Raw genomic sequence first — 18,715 nt, forward strand, 5'->3', positions numbered from 1 at the left:
GCACATGCCCCTATACTTTCGCCATTACTTTTTAAGACCCACGGCGGCGGCCCGCACCACGCCCCGCCGCCGTGCGCGTCTTTATTGAGGATACCGTATGCCGGTCATTCGCAAGAGCCTGCTGCAACTGATCTTTTCCGGCGCGTACCTGTTGCGCTGGAACGACAAGCTGCGCCCCGCGGAACTGCTGGAAATCGACAAGCAGGCCCATAAAATGCTGCTGGCCTGCGTGCTCTGGCATGAAAATTCCCGCACGCTGCCGGACGGGCAACGTCTGACCCTGGCGCGCGACATCATTGAAGGCGGTCTGTTCGACTATTTCTATCGCCTGATCATCACGGACATCAAGCCGCCGGTCTTTTACAAAATCAAGGAAAATCCCGCCCACTTCCGCCAGCTCACCGAACATGTGCTGGCCCGGCTTGAGCCGGTGCTCTCCCCGCTGGGAAATTTCTGGGAGCGGATGCGCGCCTGGCACCTCACGGGCGACGAGAGCGGGCCGGCCCGGCGCATCCTCACCGCGGCCCATCTCTATGCCTCGCAATGGGAATTCCATCTCATCAAGCCGCTCAACGGTTTTGACGATGAAATGGACGAGATCGACGACTCCTTTGTGGAGCGTCTGGATACCTTCCGTGATCTGGAGGGAATGGAGGCCATCCTCACGCCCAACACAGCCCTGGCCCGTTTTGCCAATCTCTGCGGGCAGCTGCGCTTCCAGATCCGCTGGACGCAGGCTCCGCGCATTCCGGCCACTTCGGTGCTCGGGCACATGTTTATTGTGGCGACTTTCGCCTACTTCTTCAGCCTTTCGGTGGACGCCTGCACGGCCAGAGCCAACAACAATTTCTTCTGCGGCCTGTTCCACGACCTGCCCGAACTGTTGACCCGCGACATCATTTCCCCGGTCAAGCAGTCCGTGGCCAGCCTGCCCCTGATCCTCAAAGAATACGAGGAAGCGGAACTGGAGCGGCGCATCTTCCGTCCCCTGCGCGACGAGGGCTTCGCGCCCCTGGTGGAACGGATTTCCTACTATCTGGGCCTGGGCGTAGGCTCGGAATTTCAGGAATGCCACCGGGAGGGCGGCAATATCATCAAAGTGGATGGTTTTGAGACCCTTCAGCGTAGTTGCAACGCCGACGCCCTGGACCCCAAGGACGGCCAGATGCTCAAGATCTGCGACTGGCTGGCCGCCTTTCTGGAGGCGCACAGTTCCATCCGCAACGGCGTTTCCTCGCCGCATTTGCAGGAGGCCCAGGCCCGGCTCAAGGCCAAACTTTGTGAAAGCCCGCTGGAATGCCTGCATCTGGGCGCGCTGCTAGCCGACTTTGACTAGAGCAGATTAACTTTGAAATTTTACAACTTTCAAAGTTGGCATTCCGGCGAAAAACGCGGCTATCGTTGCTGGCGATCCCCGTATGGCTCCGTTGTCGCCAACGTGGACAGCCCTTCGGGCTGCCTTCGGTCGCTTCGCCGGAATCCACGCCGCGTTGCTCTCGATGCCTGTACGCCCTTTGGGCTACAGGCACGGCCCTACGGGCCGCCCGTCGGGCCGGTCTTCGCGGCGCGCCGCACCATGTGCGGCGTTAGAGCAATTTCAAAGTAAAATTGCTCCAAGATATTCACTCCACCATGGCAGTCATGAACAGAACCACCCGCCCTTTGCTTCCGCCGTTGGCGGCGTTTCTTCTGGCCGCGCTCTGCCTTCTGTCGCCCCGCCCGGCGGACGCCCTCTCCGTTTCCAAAAGCCTGCCCCTGTATGCGCGGGATATGGAATTTTACTACCAGAACAAACGCCCCGAAGTGCTGCCCGGCATTCTGCGTTCTTTTGACGGCCAGGGCGTCCTGGCTCAGGGTGAAAAACGGCTGATGGTGGCCGCTTTCCTGGCCGAGGTGCTGCGCGACGACCCGTCCGCGCGCCCCTTGCTTCTGCCGCCGCAAGACGGTCTGAGCCAAGACGGCAGGCGTACCCTGGCCTGGGTGGCGCATCTGGCCGGGCTGCCCGACGAAACGGCCCTGCTGGGCGAACTGCTCAGCCCGGATGACGCCCCGCTGCTGGCCCAGATCCAAAGCAGCCCCGCGTCGCTGGCCCGCTGGGACATCTATGCCGAAAAATCAGTTCTGCAGATGTACTGGGCGGCCTTTCTGGCTTCGGGCAAGGTCGGTTATCTGGACGCCATCATCGATGCCGCCCTGCGCTATGCCCGGCTCAATGCCGGGGGGCGCCAGAACGAAGCGTCTTTTCCGGTCTGCGCGGCGGCGGCCGCCTCGCTCTACGAACTGGCACCGCGCCATGCCGTGGTGCGCTCTCGTCTGGAGCAGGCCCTTCAGGGGCGGACCGGACCGGAGGCAGACACCCTACGGATTATTCTGCGCCAACAGCGGCCCGCCGGTTTCTGACGCGATTCCCTTTTGCGCCGTTGCTCCTTCCCAGCCGGGACTTATATGGAGGGGAAGGAGTTTCGCCATGACCACACTGAAAAGCATGGAAGCGCGCCTGCAGGCGCAGTCCGCGCTCCATTTTCTTCCTTATATAGGCCCGGAATACGGCGTTGCCGCGCCACGGATCGCCATGCTGGGCGAAGCGGCGCACGGCCCGGCCCCGGCGGGGCAGAACCGGAGCTTCGTCCGTTCCGTGGTGCGCACCGCTTTGGACGAGAGCGCCAAGGGCATGAAGGGCGACCACTGGATCCGCTACGTCCGCAATATTGAAGCCATGCTTGGCGGCCGGGAATACGGCGCGCCGGAACACTGTTGGCAGAAGCTGGCCTATGCCGTCTTTTTTCAAAGGATCAAGACCAATCCCGGCGACGGGCACACGCCGGAGGACATCCGCCGGGGCCGGGAGGCCTTTTCCGCCCTTCTGGATATCCTTGCGCCTGATTATCTCATTGTCTGGGGCCAGGCTTTGCTGAAGAACGGCTGGCTGCCTCAGGAAGGACTGACCACGCTGGAAGCCTCCCTGCAGCTCTACGTCTACGCCGCCCATCCGCATCCTCTGATCTGGCAGTGCCATCATCCGTCCCGCGATTTCAGCTATCGGAACGAATACGCGCGCTGGCTGGCCGTGCAAAAGACGGCGGCAGCCCGTGACGGGGCGTCTTAAACCTCAAAACGCTTGGGACAGGCCAGACAGCAGGCGTCCGGCGCATTGTGCGCCAGCGCTGCGCGGAACCCGCCGAACGCTTCGCTGTTCCACACCGCCCAGGGATCGTCGTCAAGAACGTTGCCGAAGACCCGGCGGTGCGGCTCGTCCCGGTCAGCGGGCACATTGAGATAGACGCAGGGCGAAAGCGCGCCGTCGGCATCCACGTACAGGCTGCGGGCCACGTTTTCGCGACATCCTCCGGCGTCCGCCAAAGGCCGGGGGCCCGGCAGGGCGTAATGGATTTCCCTCCCGTCCTCCGCCGCCTGCGCGGCGGCGCGCTCCAGCACGGCACGGGCGCGGGCGATCTTGTCCGTCTCTTCCGGCGCGAAGGCCAGGGCGGCCTGTTCCGGCGCGGCGATATAGTCCAGCGTACTGATCACTGCCGTGCGCACGTCCAATTCGGCCATCAGCCGGGGCAGCCCGGCCGCGGCGTCTATTCTGTCGGCCAGCAGCAGATAGGCCAGATGGACTTCCAGGGCCGTCTCCTTCCGCGCGTCCGAAGCATGCTGAGCGGCCCGGACCAGGCGGACGGCCTCGCAGACCCGCTCAAAGGGCACGCCGGACCGCGCCGCATTAGAGGCCGCGTCCGTGCCCGCCAGAGAAAAAGCCAGCATGTCCATGCCGCTTTGCACAATGCGCGCGGCCAGGTCCGCATCCATGCATAGGCCGCAGGAGGTGCTGGACACCTGACAGCCCGCCTTGCGGGCCAGGGCCGCGAAATCAAAAAAGCGCGGGTGCAGCAGGGGTTCCCCCCAGCCCTGGAGATGCGCCCGGCCAGAGCGGCGCAGCAAGGGCCAAAGGGCCGCGAAAACAACATCCGGCATGTGGCGCGACCGCCAGAAGGCGGCCTGAGTGGTATGCGGACAATAGACGCAGCGCCCGGCGCAGCAGGAGGTCACTTCCACCTGCACGCAGTCCAGAGGACGACGCTCACCCAGCAGCAATTCCCGCAGGCGTTCGCCCAGACCGGGCGCGCGGAAGGCCGGATTTCGCAACGGATCATTCCCGATCATGACAAGCCCTCCGTAATCAGCGCCCCAGCAGGCGCGCCAGCCAGCTCTTTTTTGCCGCCCGCACGGACCAGCCGGTTTCCACACAGGGCAGAAAAAGGCTTGCCCCCCACTTTTTCTTGAAAAAGGCCACGCCCGGATGAATGCCCAGGCCCAGATTGAGCAGGCCGTGCCCGCGCGCTTCCGCTTCGGCCGCCAGGGCCGCCAGCAGCGCGTCCGCCGTGCCCGGCGGCGCGTCCGGACAGCGAAAGGCGAACATGTAAAACGCGGTGGAAAAGGACGAGTAATCGCCGATGGCACATCCGGCCAAGCCGCCGTCCCGGCAGCGGGCGGAAAACAGACGGGCCTGCGGCGCGGCGGCCAGATACGCGTCCAGATGCCGGAAAATATGCACGCTGCCCGGCTCCAGAGTACGGGCGCGGCAGAAATCTTCCACCAGGGCCGCGTGCTCCGCTGTCCAGCAGTCCGGGCCGCCGCTCTGCTCCACCGTGATGTCCCGCGCGGCCCGGCGCAGCATGTTCCGCAGCTTCAGGCCCACAGGGGGCACAGGCAGAAGCAGGGACCAGTAGGCGTCTTCCCGGCTCTCGGCCCCGGACGGCGCGGCGGCCGGGCGCGCGGCGGCCAGAACCGTAATTCGGGACAGATCGGGCACGGTCAAGGCTTCACGCACGGCCGCGTCCACGGCCGCCGTATCGCGCGGGTCATGCAGCGGGTAGCCCACAAGCACCACCTCGCCTTCGCCCGTGTGCCCCACACAGTCGCCGAACAGGCGGGGCCGCAGACCGGACACGGCCCCTACATAGGGCAGAAGCTGTTCCGGCGTCACGGCCTGCGCCGTCACGCGGGCCAGGCCGCCGGACAGCCCACCGTACAGGCCGCGCGCCGGATTTTTTGCGTCCCCGAACGGCGTCACCAGCGCACCTCCGCGTCTCCGCGCCAAAGCGCGCGCAGTTTGTGCCCAAGGCCGGGCAGGCAACGGCGCACCCGGAAGCCGTCTTCCGCCAGCATGCGGCGCAGATTGACCAGATGAGCCGCGCCCACGAAAACCACGCATCGGCCTTCTTCCAGATACGGCCGCATGCGCTCCCGGAAGCGTTGATCGCGGACATTGACCACATATTCCGTGCGGGTGGGAAATTCCGCGCTGGAGCCCATCATCCGCTCAAGATCCCCGGCCAGATAGGCGCGCATGTTCCGGCGGGACTGGGCCTTCCAGCCTTCGCAGGCCCGGAAAAAACGCAGCACCCGCTCCACGGGCACCGACTCCAGCGAGGCCAGCTGTTCTTCCAGATTTTCCATGCCGATCACGTTCTTGCCCATATCGTGGGCGATGCGCCAAGCCTCCATATCCACGGAACCGCACCAGCCCTGCCGCTCCAGAAAGGCGGTCCAGAGAGAGAAAAAGGCGCACCAGGGCCGGGCATGGCGCAACAGCCAGCGCACGTCCGCCTTGCGCGCGGCTTCCATGCCCAGCCAGCGGACCAGCGGGCCCTCCGGGCCGCGCACCACCCGTTCCAGGCGACGGATTTCCTCCTCGGCGAGCATTTCCAGCAGCGCTTTGTGCTCCGGCGGCAACCGTTTGCCCGCCTGGTCCACGGCGGCCAGGGCGTCCTCGTCCAGCGGGCCTTCAAACAGCACGTTGTCCACCTTGCGAAACAAGCGGATAAAGGACGTCTCAAAGGAATAGCAGAAGAAGTGGGCCGTGCCGCCAAGCCAGGACACTCTGCCGTTTTTTTCCACTTCCCAGAGCATGGCAAAGGGACGCTGGTCGGGCCGCGCGTTCTCCGGCGACGGCAGTGACGGCGAGGGTGCGGCAGCGGCGCGCAGCAGGGCCAGGGTCAACGCGCGGGCCGTATCGTTGCGCGCGGCACGCGTTTTTTCCTCCCAGGCGGCCATGACATAGGGCAGATAGGGCCTGCCGCCCCATTTGCGCTTGAAGCGCAAAATACCTTCATTGACGCCCAGGCCCAGGTGCACATAGCGCTTGCCCGCCCGGCGGGTCTTTTCCAGCATGGCCGCGAACAGCAGGTCCGCCGCGTGGGGCGTATACTGCGCGCGGGAATGCGCGCCGAGCACATAGGAGCAGAATTTTTCCGGCGCGTCGTCCAGCAGCAGGCAGGCGGCAAGGCGACCTTCCTGATCCCAGGCGTTGAGCAGGCACAGCGCGCCGTCCGCTTCAGCCAGAGCCTCGGGAGTGCGGGCGTACAGTTCGCGTACATGCGGGGCCAGCGGCCTGGCCTCTTTCCGGTCCGCGCGCCCCATAAACTCCGCCCAGAGCCGCCGATGGGCCGGAGTGAACTCGCGGCCCTCCTCCACCCGCAGCGCGGCAGCCGCGCGGCGCAACACGCCGCGCAGCCGGGCCGGGGGCTCGGCCCGCGCCGAAAGCAGATAGTAGCGGTCGCGATCGACAATATGAGCATGCAGACGCGGCGGCAGATCCGGGCCCACGGCCCAGCAGCTCACGGCCCCGCTTTTCTCCAGGGCTTCGTCAAGGGCCGCCTCAAAGGCCGTGTGGCTGTATTTGCCGCGCAGGGGATAGGCCACGGCCATGAGCCAGTCCTCGGCGGCCCAAAAAAGATACGGCCCCACACGAAGGGGCGCACCCCGCGACATGGCCCGCATGAGCGGCAGAGAATGCTCCGGCACGCGGGCCAGGGCGTTGATACGGGCAAGAAACTCGGTTTCCATACAGTTACAAAAAATGTTTTCCCAAGCGCTGTTTCAGGCGTTGCCTCTCCCAAGATGCATTTTGTCTTTTGGCAAGAAAAAAACGGGACGGATTTCTTCGCAGGCCGTGGGCAATCCACGCAAAGCAGGGAATTTTGTTCTTCCAGCGAGGAAAACAAGTTTTTTACGGAGCGGAGTGTACTCTAACGTACTCGACCGAAGTAAAAAACGCCGTTTGACGAAGCTGGAAGGCAAAAGAACCGCTTTGCGCGGGTTGCCTAGTGGGCGGTGCCCCAATCATGCCCCACCCCCCAATCCACCACCAGAGGCACGGAAAGCGTCTCGCCGCCCGGAGCCACCGAGCTCATCAGGGCGGCCACCCGCGCACCGGCCGCTTCGGCCGTGGCTTCGGGCGTTTCCAGCAACAGTTCGTCATGCACCTGCAAGAGAAGGCGGGCGTCCATGCGCCGCAGTTCCGCGTCATGGGCCACGGCCAGCATGGCCAGCTTGATGATGTCCGCGGCCGAGCCCTGGATGACCGTATTAATGGCCTGCCGCCGGGCCAGGGCAAAGGCCTGGCCGTTGGCCGAAAGAATGTCGGGCAACAGACGGCGGCGGCCGCCCAGGGTGGTCACGTAGCCCTGGCGTTTGGCCGTGGCCTCCACGTTCTCGTAAAAAGCCTTGAGGCCCGTGAGCCGTTCAAAATAGCGGGTAATAAATTCCTTGGCCTCGGCGGTGCTGATCTTGAGTTCCTGGCCCAGCTTTTGCGCGCCCATGCCGTAGATCAGGCCGAAATTGATGGTCTTGGCATTGCGGCGCTGGTCCGGGCTGACCTCACCGGCCTGCAGGTCATAGATCAGGGCCGCGGTGCGGGCGTGAATGTCCTCGCCCTGGCGGAAGGCGTCCAGCAGGGCCGCGTCCTGGGACATATGGGCCAGCACGCGCAGTTCCACCTGGGAATAGTCGGCGGAAACCAGGGTACGGCCCGGCCCGGCGATGAAGCAGGCCCGCATGCGCTTACCCAGCGGGCCGCGCACGGGAATATTCTGCAAGTTGGGATTACTGGAAGACAGCCGCCCGGTGGCCGTGGCCTTCTGATTGAAGGTGGTATGGATGCGCCCCTGCCCGTCCACCAGGCGCGGCAGCGGGTCCAGATAGGTGGAGCGCATCTTCTCCAGTTTGCGGAATTGCAGAATGCTGTCCACCACAGCGTGGCGTCCGGCCAGTTTTTCCAAAGTCTGCTGGCTGGTGGAAGCCTGCCCGCCCTTGGTTTTGCGCGGCGAGGGCAGATTCAGGGTCTTGAAGAGCACATCGCCCAGCTGCTGGGCCGAACGGATGTTGAAGGTCGTTCCCGCCGCCGCGTAGACCTCGGCGGTGAGGCGGTCCAGCTCGTGCTGTACGTCGGAGAGAAAGGCCTGGAACGCGGCGGCGTCGATAGCCACGCCGCGCCCTTCCATTTCGGCCAGCACCGGGGTAAGAGGCAGTTCCAGCGTATTGTAAAGCTCGCGCAGCCCGTCGCGGACCAAACGATCCTCCAGGGCTTCGGCCATGGCCAGAGCCAGCCGGGCCGGACCCCCGCCCTCGGGTTTCAGAGCCGCCCCCCAGCGCGCGGCCAAGCGGGGCCAGCCGTAATCGCTTTCCTCGGGATTGAGCAGATAGGCGGCCAAGCCCAGGTCGAAACAGCGCGGCGGCGTTTCGCCCAGAGGCAGATTGCGCCAACAGGGCGCGGCGGTCAGCAGGGCCTTGAGATCGGCCACCACCAGCCGCCGGGCCGACTGCAGCCAGGCGCAGAGCATGTCCATGCGCCCGGTCCAGCAGTATTCCGCAGGCTCCGTCGTCTCGGACAGCGGATCGCCCACGGCCAGATGCGGCGGCTGCTTGGGACCCTGCGGCCAGATCAGGGCCACATGGCGGCCCGCGCAGTCCGGCAGGGCGGCGACATCCGAGAGTTCCGGGGCCAGAGGTTCTTCAACGGCATCCAGCAGGCTCATCTGCGCGCCCGTGCGGGTCTGGGACCGCGAGACGCCGCCGGATGACGCCGCAGCGAACGAAACGCTTTGCGCACCGGCTTTCTGCGCGGCGGCCCCCTCGGCTCCGGACGCGGCATCCTCTGTCCGCGCGCCCGGACGCGGCGGCGCGGCCGCATCCTCATCGCTCTGGCGGCGCAGCAGCGATGCCATTTCCCGGCGCAGGGCAAAGAGTTCGAATTCCTCGGCCAGAGCCCGGCATTCCGGCACATTCAGCGGCCGCACGGCCATGTCGTCCAGGGTCAGGCTTTCGCAGGCCTTGAGCGACAAGGTGGTCAGCTCCCGCCAGATGAACATATCCTCCAGATGGCCGCGCATCTTGTCCTGGATTTTGGGCGGCAGCAGGACGAAATGATCCCGGATGTCCTCCAGGCTGGGACAGATCTCGAAAATCTGGCGCGCGGTCTTGGGGCCGATGCCCGGCACGCCGGGGATATTGTCGCTGGCGTCGCCCACCAGGGCCTGCACGTCGGGCCACTGGGCCGGGCTCACCCCGCTCTCGGCCCGGAATTCGGCTTCGTTGAGAAGTTTTTCCTCGCGCGCCGCCGGATCCCACATATAGACGTTGGGCCCCAGGCATTGTTTCAGATCCTTGTCGCCGCTGACGATGACCACCGGGCGCTCGGAAGAAAAACGGGCCGCCAGGGAGGCGATGCAGTCATCGGCCTCGCAGCCCTCCGAGACTTCCAGCTTGAGGCCCAGGGCATGCACCATGCGCAGGATGGGCTCGATCTGCCGGGCCAGATCCTCGGGCATGGCGTCGCGGTTGGCCTTGTACAGCGGAAAGATATCGTGGCGAAAATTTTTGCCCTTGCCGTCTTTGACGAAGACGAAATGCCGGGGCCGCTCCTCGCGCAGGATGCGCAGCAGCACGCGGGTCACCACCACCAGGGCGTTGGTGGGAAAACCGTCGGAGCGCTGCATATTTTTATTGGCGAAAAAGCCGCGATAAATGAAGGCGGAACCGTCCATCAGAAATATGGGATCAGAGGCTAGGCCCAGGCGTTCTTTCAGTGACATGGCAGTAGGGGTTGAGGGTTGCGCGGCCCGGTCGGCGTCGCCGCTTGCGGAGAAGACATGCTGCGGGTATAGTATAGGGATGGAAACAAGTCCGCAAGTGACAGCTTCGGCTCAAGGGCCGCTCTGGCTCGTAAGCGTGGGCGGCCGCTGGAATATGGAAGAGCCGTGGCCCGAGGAAGCCGACGCTGCCCTGGCCGGCATTGCGGACCAGCGCGTGCGCGAATTGCGCCTGGAAGCAAATGGTCTGGGCCGGTGGGACACCAGTCTGCTGGTCTTTCTGGTGCAGATGGTCAAGGCCGCGCGCGCCCGCAAGCTGGATGTGGATCTGGCTCTGCCCGAAGGACTGGAACGCCTGCTGCACATGGCCTTCGCCGTTCCCGCGCAGGAAGGCGCGGCCCGCAAAAAAAGCGACGCGACGTTTTTGTCCGGCCTGGGGGACGCGGCCCTGAGTCTGCCGCCCACGGTCGGGGACTTTCTTAGTTTTTGCGGCGAGGTGACGCTCTCCATCTGGCGGCTTTTTCTGGGCCGGTCCAAGATGCGCAGCCAGGATTTCGTGGCCGCCATGTATGAATGCGGGGTGCAGGCCCTGCCCATCATCTCCGTCACCAGCATGCTTTTCGGCCTGATCCTGGCCTTTGTGGGCGCGGTGCAGCTGACCCAGTTCGGCGCGCAGATCTATGTGGCGGGCCTGGTGGGCATCGGCATGCTGCGGGTCATGGGCGCGGTGATGGTGGGCGTGGTCATGTCGGGCCGGGTGGGCGCGGCCTACGCCGCGCTTATCGGCACCATGCAGGTCAACGAAGAGGTGGACGCCCTGGCGACTCTGGGCATCTCGCCCGTGGACTTTCTGGTGCTGCCGCGCGTACTGGCGCTCACGGCCATGGTGCCCCTGCTGACGCTCTACGCCGACCTCATGGGCGTGCTGGGCGGCTATCTGGTGGGTGTCATGATGCTGGACCTCAATCCCATGGAATACATCAACGCCACCACCCAGATGGTGCCCTTCAAGCATGTGCTCATCGGCCTGGTTTACGGTACGGTTTTCGGGGTGGTCATTGCCGTGGCCGGTTGTTACCAGGGCATGCGCTGCGGCCGCAGCGCCCAGGCCGTGGGACAGGCCACCACCACGGCGGTGGTCCATTCCATTGTGGGCATCATCGTGGCCACGGCCGCCATCACCGTCATCTGCAACGTACTGGGCGTCTGACATGAGCATGGGCAAAGACAACACCCAAACGGCGGGCGGCTCCGGGCCGGGCGAACGCGAGATCCGGGTCAGCGTGCGCGGCCTGCAAGTGGGCTACGGCTCCTTTGTGCTCATGCGCAATGTGGAATTCGACGTGCGCGCCGGAGACGTTTTTTTCATTATGGGCGGTTCGGGATGCGGCAAAAGCACGTTGCTGCGGGTGCTCATGGGACTCAAGCCCCCCCAGGCCGGGCAAGTGCTTTACGGGGGCACGGATTTCTGGGGCGGCGGCGAGGACGTGCGCCGGAAAATCATGCGCCACGCGGGCGTGCTCTTCCAAGGCGGGGCGTTATGGAGCTCCATGACCCTGGCCGAAAACGTGGGCCTGCCCCTGCAACAGTATACGGATCTGGACGACGAGGAAATCCGCGAACAGGCCTCGCTCAAGCTGGCCCTGGCCGGGCTGGCCGGATTTGAGGATTATTATCCCTCGGAAATCAGCGGCGGCATGCGCAAGCGCGCCGGTCTGGCCCGCGCCCTGGCCCTGGATCCCCAGATCCTCTTCCTGGACGAGCCCTCGGCCGGTCTGGACCCGGTCAGCTCCCACCTGCTGGACGAGCTGATTCTGGAATTGCGGGACACGCTGGGCACCACCTTTGTGATCGTCTCTCACGAACTGGCCAGCATTTTCGCCATTGCCAGCAACAGCATTTTTCTGGACGCGCAGACCCGTTCTGTCACAGCCAGGGGCAATCCCAACGAACTGGTGCGCGATCCCCATACCGAGAAGCGCGCCCTGCTCTTCCTGACCAGAGGCGGCGAACGCCGCGGAGAGGACTCCGCCCGTGACGACGCCGGGGCAGCCACGCCCGACAAGGATACGTCAGAATGACTTCACAAGCATACAAAACCATGGTGGGCGCCTTTGTGCTCGGCGGCATCGGTCTCTTTGCCCTGGGCCTGGTTCTGCTGGCCGGGAGCCGCCTGTTCAGCAACGACCTCGAGTACGTGCTCTATTTTGACGGCTCGGTGAGCGGCCTTTCCATCGGCGCGCCCGTGGTCTTCCGCGGCGTGCCCATGGGCAGCGTCACCCAGATCAGCCTGGTAGCCAACTCGCGCGATTCCAACGTGACCATCCCGGTGCACATCCGCATTGACGAAAAAAGCATTGTGCGCGCCGGGGGCAGAGGCATCTCCGAGGCCTTTCAGCAGGAGATCGTCCGCCGCATGGTCCAGCGCGGCCTGCGCGCCCGGCTGCAACTGCAAAGCCTGATCACCGGCCAATACCGCATCGAGCTGGATTTCCACCCGGACACTCCGGCCAATTTCCGCTCCTCCACGCCGGATCTGGAAATTCCCACCATTCCCTCGCCCATTGATACGCTCCAGCGCACCCTGGCCAAACTGCCTCTGGAACAAATGGTCCATTCGCTGGATTCCATTCTGGAAGATCTGGCCCAGGCCCTGGCCGACGGCAAGCTCAAGGAAGGCATCGCCGCCTTTGCCGGCACCTTTGCCGAGGCGCAGCGGATGCTCAAGGACAGCCCCCTGCGCAATGCGGCGGACAGCGCCCTGCAGCAGATCGACGGCGCGGCCCGTGCCGTGCGCCAGGAACTGCCCGGCGCGCTGGTGGCCTTCCGCGAGGCCATGACCAACATGGCCCAGGCCGCCGACCAGTTGCGCAGGGTTTCGGGCTCGGCCCAAGATGTGCTGGGACGCGACTCGCCCGCCATGAACGATCTGCGCCGCCTGCTCAAGGAAAGCACCGCAGCGGCCCGTGCGCTGCGCGATCTCGCGGACCTGCTTGAACGCAACCCGGAAGCCCTGCTCAAGGGCAGAAAAGGAACACGCTGATGTCACGCCGTATCTTTCTTCTGGCCGCGCTGCTGACCCTGCTGACCGCCTGCGGCCGCAGCACGCCCACCAACTACTATCTGCTGGAGAGCTCGCTGGGGCCGGTGCAGGCCGACGGCCTGCCCGCCAAAAGCCTGCGCGTGGCCCAGGTCTGCGTACCGGAGTATCTGGACCGCGGCGGCATTGTCAGCCGCGTGGACGGCCAGACCCAGGTGATCGTGGCCCAGTTCCACGCCTGGGCCGAACCCGTCAGCAACGGCGTGCGCCGCGTCACCCAGGAGGTGCTGACCCCGCCGCTGCTGGCCGAGGGCATCAATGTGCTGCCCTCCGGCGACGAAAGCAGCGGCGATTTCACCCTGTTGCTGGACGTGCAGCGCCTGGACGGCAATTTTGACGACAAGGCCGTGCTGGAAACGCGCTGGACGCTCCGGAACAGGGACAACGCCATCCTCGGCCGAGGCATTTACGCCTCCGAGGAAATGGTGCGGGGCAAAACCTACGACCTGCTGGTGGGCGCGGAAAGCCGTCTGGTGCGCCGTATGGCGGACTATCTGGCCGAAAAGCTGCCGCCGCTGATGCGCGGGAAAAAGTCATGAGCGCCGTTGTTTCCGACGCCGCTCCCGCGCCCAGCCGCGTGCTGATCGTGGACGACGCGCCGGAAAACCTGCGCATTCTGAGTGAAAGCCTGCGCGGGGACTATACCATCATGTTTGCCAAAAACGGCCGGGACGCCCTGCGTCTGGCCGATGGCAAACCCACGCCGGATCTTATCCTGCTGGACGTAATCATGCCCGGCATGAACGGCTATGAAGTCTGCCGCCGGCTCAAGGAGTCGGCGCGCACCCGCGACATCCCGGTCATGTTCATCACAGCCCAGAACGAGGAGATCGACGAGGCCGAGGGCCTTTCCCTGGGCGCGCAGGATTATATCAAAAAGCCCTTTCAGGCTTCGCTGGTGCGCAGCCGCGTGGCCAACCAGCTGGAATTCAAACGCTATCGCGACCATCTCAAGGAACTGGTGGACGAACGCACCCGGCAGCTGGCCCTGACCCAGGAAGCCACCATTCACGCCATGGCCAGCCTGGCCGAATGGCGCGACCCGGAAACCGGCGCGCACATCAAACGCACCCAGAATTACGTCCGGGCTCTGGCCGAATATATGGCTACCCTGCCCCAATACGCGGACCGTCTTGATGCGGACGCCATTTCCTGGCTCTATCTGTCCGCGCCTCTGCACGACGTGGGCAAGGTGGCCATTGCCGACGCCGTGCTGCAAAAGCCGGGACCACTCACGGACGAAGAGTACGAGGCCATGAAGGAGCATACCGTACGCGGACGCGCAGTGCTGGCTTCGGCCGAGCAGGTGCTGGGCGGCAATTCCTTTTTGCGGGTTGCCAGCGATATCGCCTATTGCCATCACGAACGCTGGGACGGCAAGGGCTACCCGCGCGGGCTCAAAGGCGATGAGATTCCCCTTTCGGCCCGGCTGATGAGCGTGGCCGACGTCTACGACGCCCTGCGCAGCCAGCGCGTCTACAAGCCGCCCATGAATCATGAGATGGCCGCTAAAATCATCCTGGCCGGACGCGGCACGCAGTTCGCTCCGGATGTGGTGGACGCCTTCGCAACCATCCAGAACCGGTTCCGGGACATTGCGGAGCGCTATTCCGATCAGGATGACGCAGACAAGCGCGTCGACGCCCCCGTGTAAGAAGAAATAGTCATGGTTTGAGCCGTTGCCGTCCGCTTCAATGTGGAATAACGACGCTGGAAAAGTTGATGAACAGGGCGTTCATCGGCTTTTCCAGCTTGTTTTTCAAGAGGAGAACAAAATGCTGAGACAGGCAGTCGCCGCGGATCTGGATCATATAGAAGAAGGATATCAGGAGCATTTTTTACATGAAAGAGAACACGGCGCATTTACCGTCTTTCAGGAGGGGGTTTATCCAACAATAGAAGACGCGAAGAGAGCTTTGCTGGCCGGGGCCTTATTTGTATGCGAAGAGGGCGATATTCTGGCGGGCAGCATCATTGCCGATACGCGGCAGCCGGATGAATATGGGGAAATAAACTGGCCGAGTCGGGCGGCAGACGAAAAAGTAATGGTCATCCATCTGGTTATTGTACGCCCCGGCATGGCAGGAAAAGGCATTGGTTCGTCACTTGTAAATTACGCGCTGGAAATAGCCAAACAGCGTTCATGCGAGGCAGTCAGACTTGACACAGGCTCACAAAACATTCCCGCTGTTTCCTTATACAGGAAGCTGGGGTTTGAGCTGGCGGGGACTACCAGCATGAAGGTCGGCGGGTTGATTGCTCACGATAGGCATCTCTTTTTTGAAAAAAGACTATACTACAACGCGAAAAGCAGCGCGGGCGCATCTGCGCGCTGATCTTTAGAGCAGATTACCTTTGAAACGCTACACGTTTCAAAGGATTCATTCCGGCAAAGCGACCGAAGGCAGCCCGCAACGCGGAAAATGCCCGGCGAACCGGGCATTTTCCGGATAAAAACCGTATTGCCCCCAGGAGTTCCGCTTGCGCTAACCAGATCAGCGCTCGTCGTCGCGCCGGGGCAAATCGTTCTTACTGATTGATCATCACCTTGGCCGGGCGCAGCAGACGGTCGCCCAGCTTGTAGCCCCGCTGGAGCACGCGGGCCACAGCGCCGGAGGCAAAATCCGGCCGGGCATCAAAGCCCACGGCTTCATGCACTTCCGGGTTGAATTCCTCGCCCTCTTCGCCCAGCGGCGTCAGACCGTGCTTCGTCACCGCCTCCCGCAACAGCTTGCGGGTCATGGCCACGCCCTGAAGCATGTCCTTGCAGGCTTCGTGCTTACTGCCGTATTGCAGGGCCAGATCCAGATTGTCCAGCGTGGGCAACAGATCGCTGAGCACGTTTTCGGCCGCGTAACGCATCTGTTCCTGATGTTCCCGGGTAAGACGCTTTTTGAAATTTTCCATTTCCGCGGCGGCGCGCAGGCGCAGTTCCTCAACCTCGGCCTTGAGGCGCGCCTCGGCGTCAGCCTGGGCTTGGTCCGCCGCGGCGCCCGCGTCTTCCGGCATAAGGGCTTCGTCGCGCAAGGCGTTATCCCATCCGTTGTTATCCGGGCTCATGCCCTCCTGCTCCGGACGGCCTTCACCGGCCTCGTCCTGAAATTCCTCACCGGCCTGGGCCGACCGCATATATGACTGCATCGTATGACGCCGCATGCTTCCTCCTGAAACGTGCCGCCCTGAAAACGTCATCCCGATGGATGCTTCATGACGGTGTATATCTGTATTGAGTAAGGTCGCCGCGCCGTGCTGTCAAGATGCGGCGGCGCGCGCAGGACATTGCCGGAGCTCCGGACGCTTCTCCAGCAGGCAATACCCAGCATGCGCCTCGACATTCTCGCGGCCCTTCTGTATATTGTCCCGATTGCTGAGAGGACTTGCCTATGACATGCCGTATTCTGACCCTGCAGAACGAACAGGAATGGCCCAAAGCCGCCCAGTGGCTGCAGGGCCGCAGCAACCCCGGTGACGGGGTTGAAAATGCCGTGCGGGACATTCTGGCCGCCGTGCGGGACAAGGGCGACGAAGCCCTTGTTGACTTTACCCGCCGTTTCGACTGCCCGGATTTCGCCCCGCCCCTGCGCGTAAGCGAACAGGAAATCGCCCGCGCCGCGGCATCGGTTTCCGTGGAAAGCCGGGAGCAGATCAGCGGGGCCGCCGCCAACATCCGCGCTTTCCACGAAGCCCAGCTGGAGAAATCCTGGTTTCTGACCCGGCCGGACGGCAGCATCCTGGGTCAGCGGGTTCTGCCCGTGGACGCCGTGGGCCTGTACGTGCCGGGCGGCCAGGGCGGCAACACGCCCCTGGTTTCCAGCCTGCTGATGAACGCCATTCCGGCCCAGGTGGCGGGCGTGCCGCGTCTGGCCGTCTGCACGCCGCCCCGCAAGGACGGCAGCGTTAACCCGCACATTCTGGCTGCCGCCCATCTGCTGGATATCGACGAAGTCTACCGCGTGGGCGGGGCCTGGAGCATCGCGGCCCTGGCCTACGGCACGCAGAGTCTGCCGCCGGTGGACGTCATCGCCGGACCGGGCAATATTTATGTGACCACGGCCAAGCGTCTGGTTCAGGGCACAGTGGGCATCGACATGATCGCCGGTCCCAGCGAAGTGCTGGTCCTGGCCGATTCGTCGGCCAATGTGAGCTGGATCGCGGCGGACATGCTCTCTCAGGCCGAGCATGACCCCCTGGCTTCGGCCATCTGCGTCACGGACGATCCCCGCCTTGCCGAAAGCCTGCAGCAGGAACTGGACAACCAGTACGTAAGCCTGCCCAGGGCTCAGATCGCCGGGCGTTCGCTCATGGACTGGGGCGCTATCGTGGTGGTGCCCAACCTCAGTGTGGCCGTGGCCGTGGCCAACCGCGTGGCCCCGGAGCATCTGGAAATCTGCACCCGCGACCCTTGGGCCGTGCTGCCGCACATCCGCCATGCGGGCGCGGTCTTCATGGGGCAGCACAGCCCCGAAGCCGTGGGCGATTATTACGCCGGTCCCAACCATGTGCTGCCCACTCTGGGCACGGCGCGTTTTTCCTCGGCCCTTTCCGTGCAGACCTTCTGCAAAAAAACCAGCATCGTGGCCGCCTCGTCGGCCTTCCTGCTGCAAAATGCCCCGGCCATCGCCGCTCTGGCCCGTCTGGAAGGCCTGGAGGCCCATGCCCGCTCGGTGGAAGCCCGCCGGCACAAATAGAGCATAGCACGCTTGAGATTTCCGCTTTACGGAGGGCAAAGCCCGCCTACGGAAATCTTGCGGGCCTTGTTTCACAAGGCCGAGCATTTTAACAGTACAGGGTAATTTTCATTGTGAAAATGCTCTAGCGGCACAACAGGAGCCCATATGAAAGTCGTCGTCAAAACGGACATCACCGCCTATCCTCTGCTTTCGCGCGGCAAAGTGCGCGACATCTACGATGTGGACGAAAAAACCCTGCTCATCGTCACCACGGACCGCATGTCGGCCTTTGACGTGATCATGAGCGAGCCTATTCCCTACAAGGGCGTGATCCTGAACAAGATCACCCTGTTCTGGATGGATAAATTCAAGGACATCATCCCCAACCATCTGCTGGAAAGCGACGTAAACCGCTTCCCAGCCGCCCTGGCCCCCTGGAAGGACGAGCTGGAAGGCCGCGCCGTGCTGGTGCGCAAGGCTAAGCCCCTGCCGGTGGAATGCATCGTGCGCGGCTACATCACGGGTTCCGGCTGGAAAGACTACCAAGCCACGGGCCAGCTCTGCGGCTACAGGCTGCCCGAGGGCCTGCGCGAGTCGGACAAACTTGAGCCCGCCCTGTTCACCCCCTCCACCAAGGCGGAACTGGGCCAGCACGACGAAAACATCAGCGTGGCCGAAGCCGCCCGCCTGCTGGGCGAGGACACGGCCCGTCTGGCGGAAAAAACCTCCCTGGCCATTTACGAGGCCGGGCGCGCCTATGCCTCCGGGCGCGGCATCATCGTGGCGGACACCAAATTTGAATTCGGCTTCATAGACGGCAGCCTGCACCTTATTGACGAAGTGCTCACGCCCGACTCCTCGCGCTTCTGGCCCGCTGACCAGTACAAGGCCGGACAGGGCCAGCCCAGCTTTGACAAGCAGTATCTGCGCGACTGGCTCAAGAAGCAGCCCTGGAATATGCAGCCGCCCCCGCCGCACCTGCCCGAAGAAGTCATTCAGGCCACGGCGGAACGCTACAAGGAAGCCTACGAGATTCTGACCAGCGAAATTTAACGGGCTCGCACCCGCAGGACCAA

Annotated in this window: 16 protein-coding genes; 11 read left to right on the forward strand and 5 right to left on the reverse strand. The window is 63.9% G+C overall.

The genetic code is table 11. From position 1 onward, the window contains the following. Nucleotides 1-97 precede the first annotated feature (97 nt). The 3 genes from AXF13_RS07650 (at nucleotide 98) to AXF13_RS07660 (ending at nucleotide 3,106) form a co-directional block, all read left to right on the forward strand. Nucleotides 98-1,336 (forward strand): HD domain-containing protein, encoded by a 1,239-nt coding sequence (locus AXF13_RS07650; protein WP_009302342.1) that lies wholly within the window; start codon nucleotides 98-100, stop codon nucleotides 1,334-1,336. Nucleotides 1,337-1,641: 305 nt separating this feature from the next. Next, nucleotides 1,642-2,400, forward strand: a complete 759-nt coding sequence (locus AXF13_RS07655) for a translation initiation factor 2 (RefSeq protein ID WP_223300003.1) — start codon at nucleotides 1,642-1,644, stop codon at nucleotides 2,398-2,400. A 67-nt stretch (nucleotides 2,401-2,467) separates the two neighbouring features. Continuing rightward, complete coding sequence (locus AXF13_RS07660) at nucleotides 2,468-3,106, forward strand: uracil-DNA glycosylase family protein (RefSeq protein WP_062252295.1); 639 nt, start codon at nucleotides 2,468-2,470, stop codon at nucleotides 3,104-3,106. Here AXF13_RS07660 and AXF13_RS07665 read toward each other — a convergent pair. The 4 genes from AXF13_RS07665 to polA all read right to left on the reverse strand — a co-directional run bounded on the left by AXF13_RS07665 (nucleotide 3,103) and on the right by polA (nucleotide 9,872). Beyond that, nucleotides 3,103-4,161: a radical SAM protein gene (locus tag AXF13_RS07665; protein WP_062252297.1), complete on the reverse strand. Its 1,059-nt coding sequence runs from the start codon at nucleotides 4,159-4,161 to the stop codon at nucleotides 3,103-3,105. The genes AXF13_RS07660 and AXF13_RS07665 overlap by 4 nt on opposite strands. 16 nt (nucleotides 4,162-4,177) lie before the next feature. Beyond that, nucleotides 4,178-5,071, reverse strand: a complete 894-nt coding sequence (locus AXF13_RS07670; RefSeq protein ID WP_062252299.1) for a GNAT family N-acetyltransferase — start codon at nucleotides 5,069-5,071, stop codon at nucleotides 4,178-4,180. Next, nucleotides 5,068-6,846 (reverse strand): TraB/GumN family protein, encoded by a 1,779-nt coding sequence (locus AXF13_RS07675; RefSeq protein WP_062252301.1) that lies wholly within the window; start codon nucleotides 6,844-6,846, stop codon nucleotides 5,068-5,070. Before AXF13_RS07675 ends, AXF13_RS07670 begins: the two co-directional genes overlap by 4 nt. A 257-nt stretch (nucleotides 6,847-7,103) precedes the next feature. Continuing rightward, nucleotides 7,104-9,872, reverse strand: coding sequence for a DNA polymerase I (polA, locus tag AXF13_RS07680; protein WP_062252303.1), 2,769 nt, complete (start codon nucleotides 9,870-9,872; stop codon nucleotides 7,104-7,106). Nucleotides 9,873-9,951: 79 nt separating this feature from the next. Between polA and AXF13_RS07685 the strand changes: the two genes are divergently transcribed. From AXF13_RS07685 to AXF13_RS07710, 6 genes are read left to right on the forward strand one after another with little or no spacing between them, the layout of a single operon-like run. Continuing rightward, nucleotides 9,952-11,079: an MlaE family ABC transporter permease gene (locus AXF13_RS07685; RefSeq protein ID WP_008684961.1), complete on the forward strand. Its 1,128-nt coding sequence runs from the start codon at nucleotides 9,952-9,954 to the stop codon at nucleotides 11,077-11,079. Between the two features lie 7 nt (nucleotides 11,080-11,086). Beyond that, nucleotides 11,087-11,950: an ABC transporter ATP-binding protein gene (locus AXF13_RS07690; RefSeq protein WP_062254778.1), complete on the forward strand. Its 864-nt coding sequence runs from the start codon at nucleotides 11,087-11,089 to the stop codon at nucleotides 11,948-11,950. Further along, nucleotides 11,947-12,912, forward strand: coding sequence for an MlaD family protein (locus tag AXF13_RS07695; protein ID WP_062252305.1), 966 nt, complete (start codon nucleotides 11,947-11,949; stop codon nucleotides 12,910-12,912). The genes AXF13_RS07690 and AXF13_RS07695 overlap by 4 nt, the downstream gene beginning before the upstream one ends. Continuing rightward, entirely contained in the window at nucleotides 12,912-13,508 is a 597-nt protein-coding gene (locus AXF13_RS07700; RefSeq protein WP_062252307.1) for a PqiC family protein, read from the forward strand. The genes AXF13_RS07695 and AXF13_RS07700 overlap by 1 nt, the downstream gene beginning before the upstream one ends. Next, nucleotides 13,505-14,623, forward strand: a complete 1,119-nt coding sequence (locus AXF13_RS07705; protein WP_062252309.1) for an HD-GYP domain-containing protein — start codon at nucleotides 13,505-13,507, stop codon at nucleotides 14,621-14,623. The genes AXF13_RS07700 and AXF13_RS07705 overlap by 4 nt, the downstream gene beginning before the upstream one ends. Nucleotides 14,624-14,663: 40 nt before the next feature. Next, nucleotides 14,664-15,305, forward strand: a complete 642-nt coding sequence (locus AXF13_RS07710; protein ID WP_223300004.1) for a GNAT family N-acetyltransferase — start codon at nucleotides 14,664-14,666, stop codon at nucleotides 15,303-15,305. 193 nt (nucleotides 15,306-15,498) lie between these two features. On the opposite strand, the gene grpE is transcribed toward AXF13_RS07710, so the two are convergent. Continuing rightward, complete coding sequence (grpE, locus tag AXF13_RS07715) at nucleotides 15,499-16,125, reverse strand: nucleotide exchange factor GrpE (protein WP_062252312.1); 627 nt, start codon at nucleotides 16,123-16,125, stop codon at nucleotides 15,499-15,501. 227 nt (nucleotides 16,126-16,352) lie between these two features. On the opposite strand from grpE, the gene hisD reads away from it, so the two are divergent. After that, complete coding sequence (gene hisD, locus AXF13_RS07720) at nucleotides 16,353-17,657, forward strand: histidinol dehydrogenase (protein ID WP_062252314.1); 1,305 nt, start codon at nucleotides 16,353-16,355, stop codon at nucleotides 17,655-17,657. A 147-nt stretch (nucleotides 17,658-17,804) separates the two neighbouring features. Continuing rightward, nucleotides 17,805-18,692, forward strand: coding sequence for a phosphoribosylaminoimidazolesuccinocarboxamide synthase (locus tag AXF13_RS07725; protein ID WP_008684970.1), 888 nt, complete (start codon nucleotides 17,805-17,807; stop codon nucleotides 18,690-18,692). Nucleotides 18,693-18,715: the final 23 nt, after the last annotated feature.

The organism is Desulfovibrio fairfieldensis, from assembly GCF_001553605.1.
Taxonomy (GTDB): domain Bacteria; phylum Desulfobacterota; class Desulfovibrionia; order Desulfovibrionales; family Desulfovibrionaceae; genus Desulfovibrio; species Desulfovibrio fairfieldensis.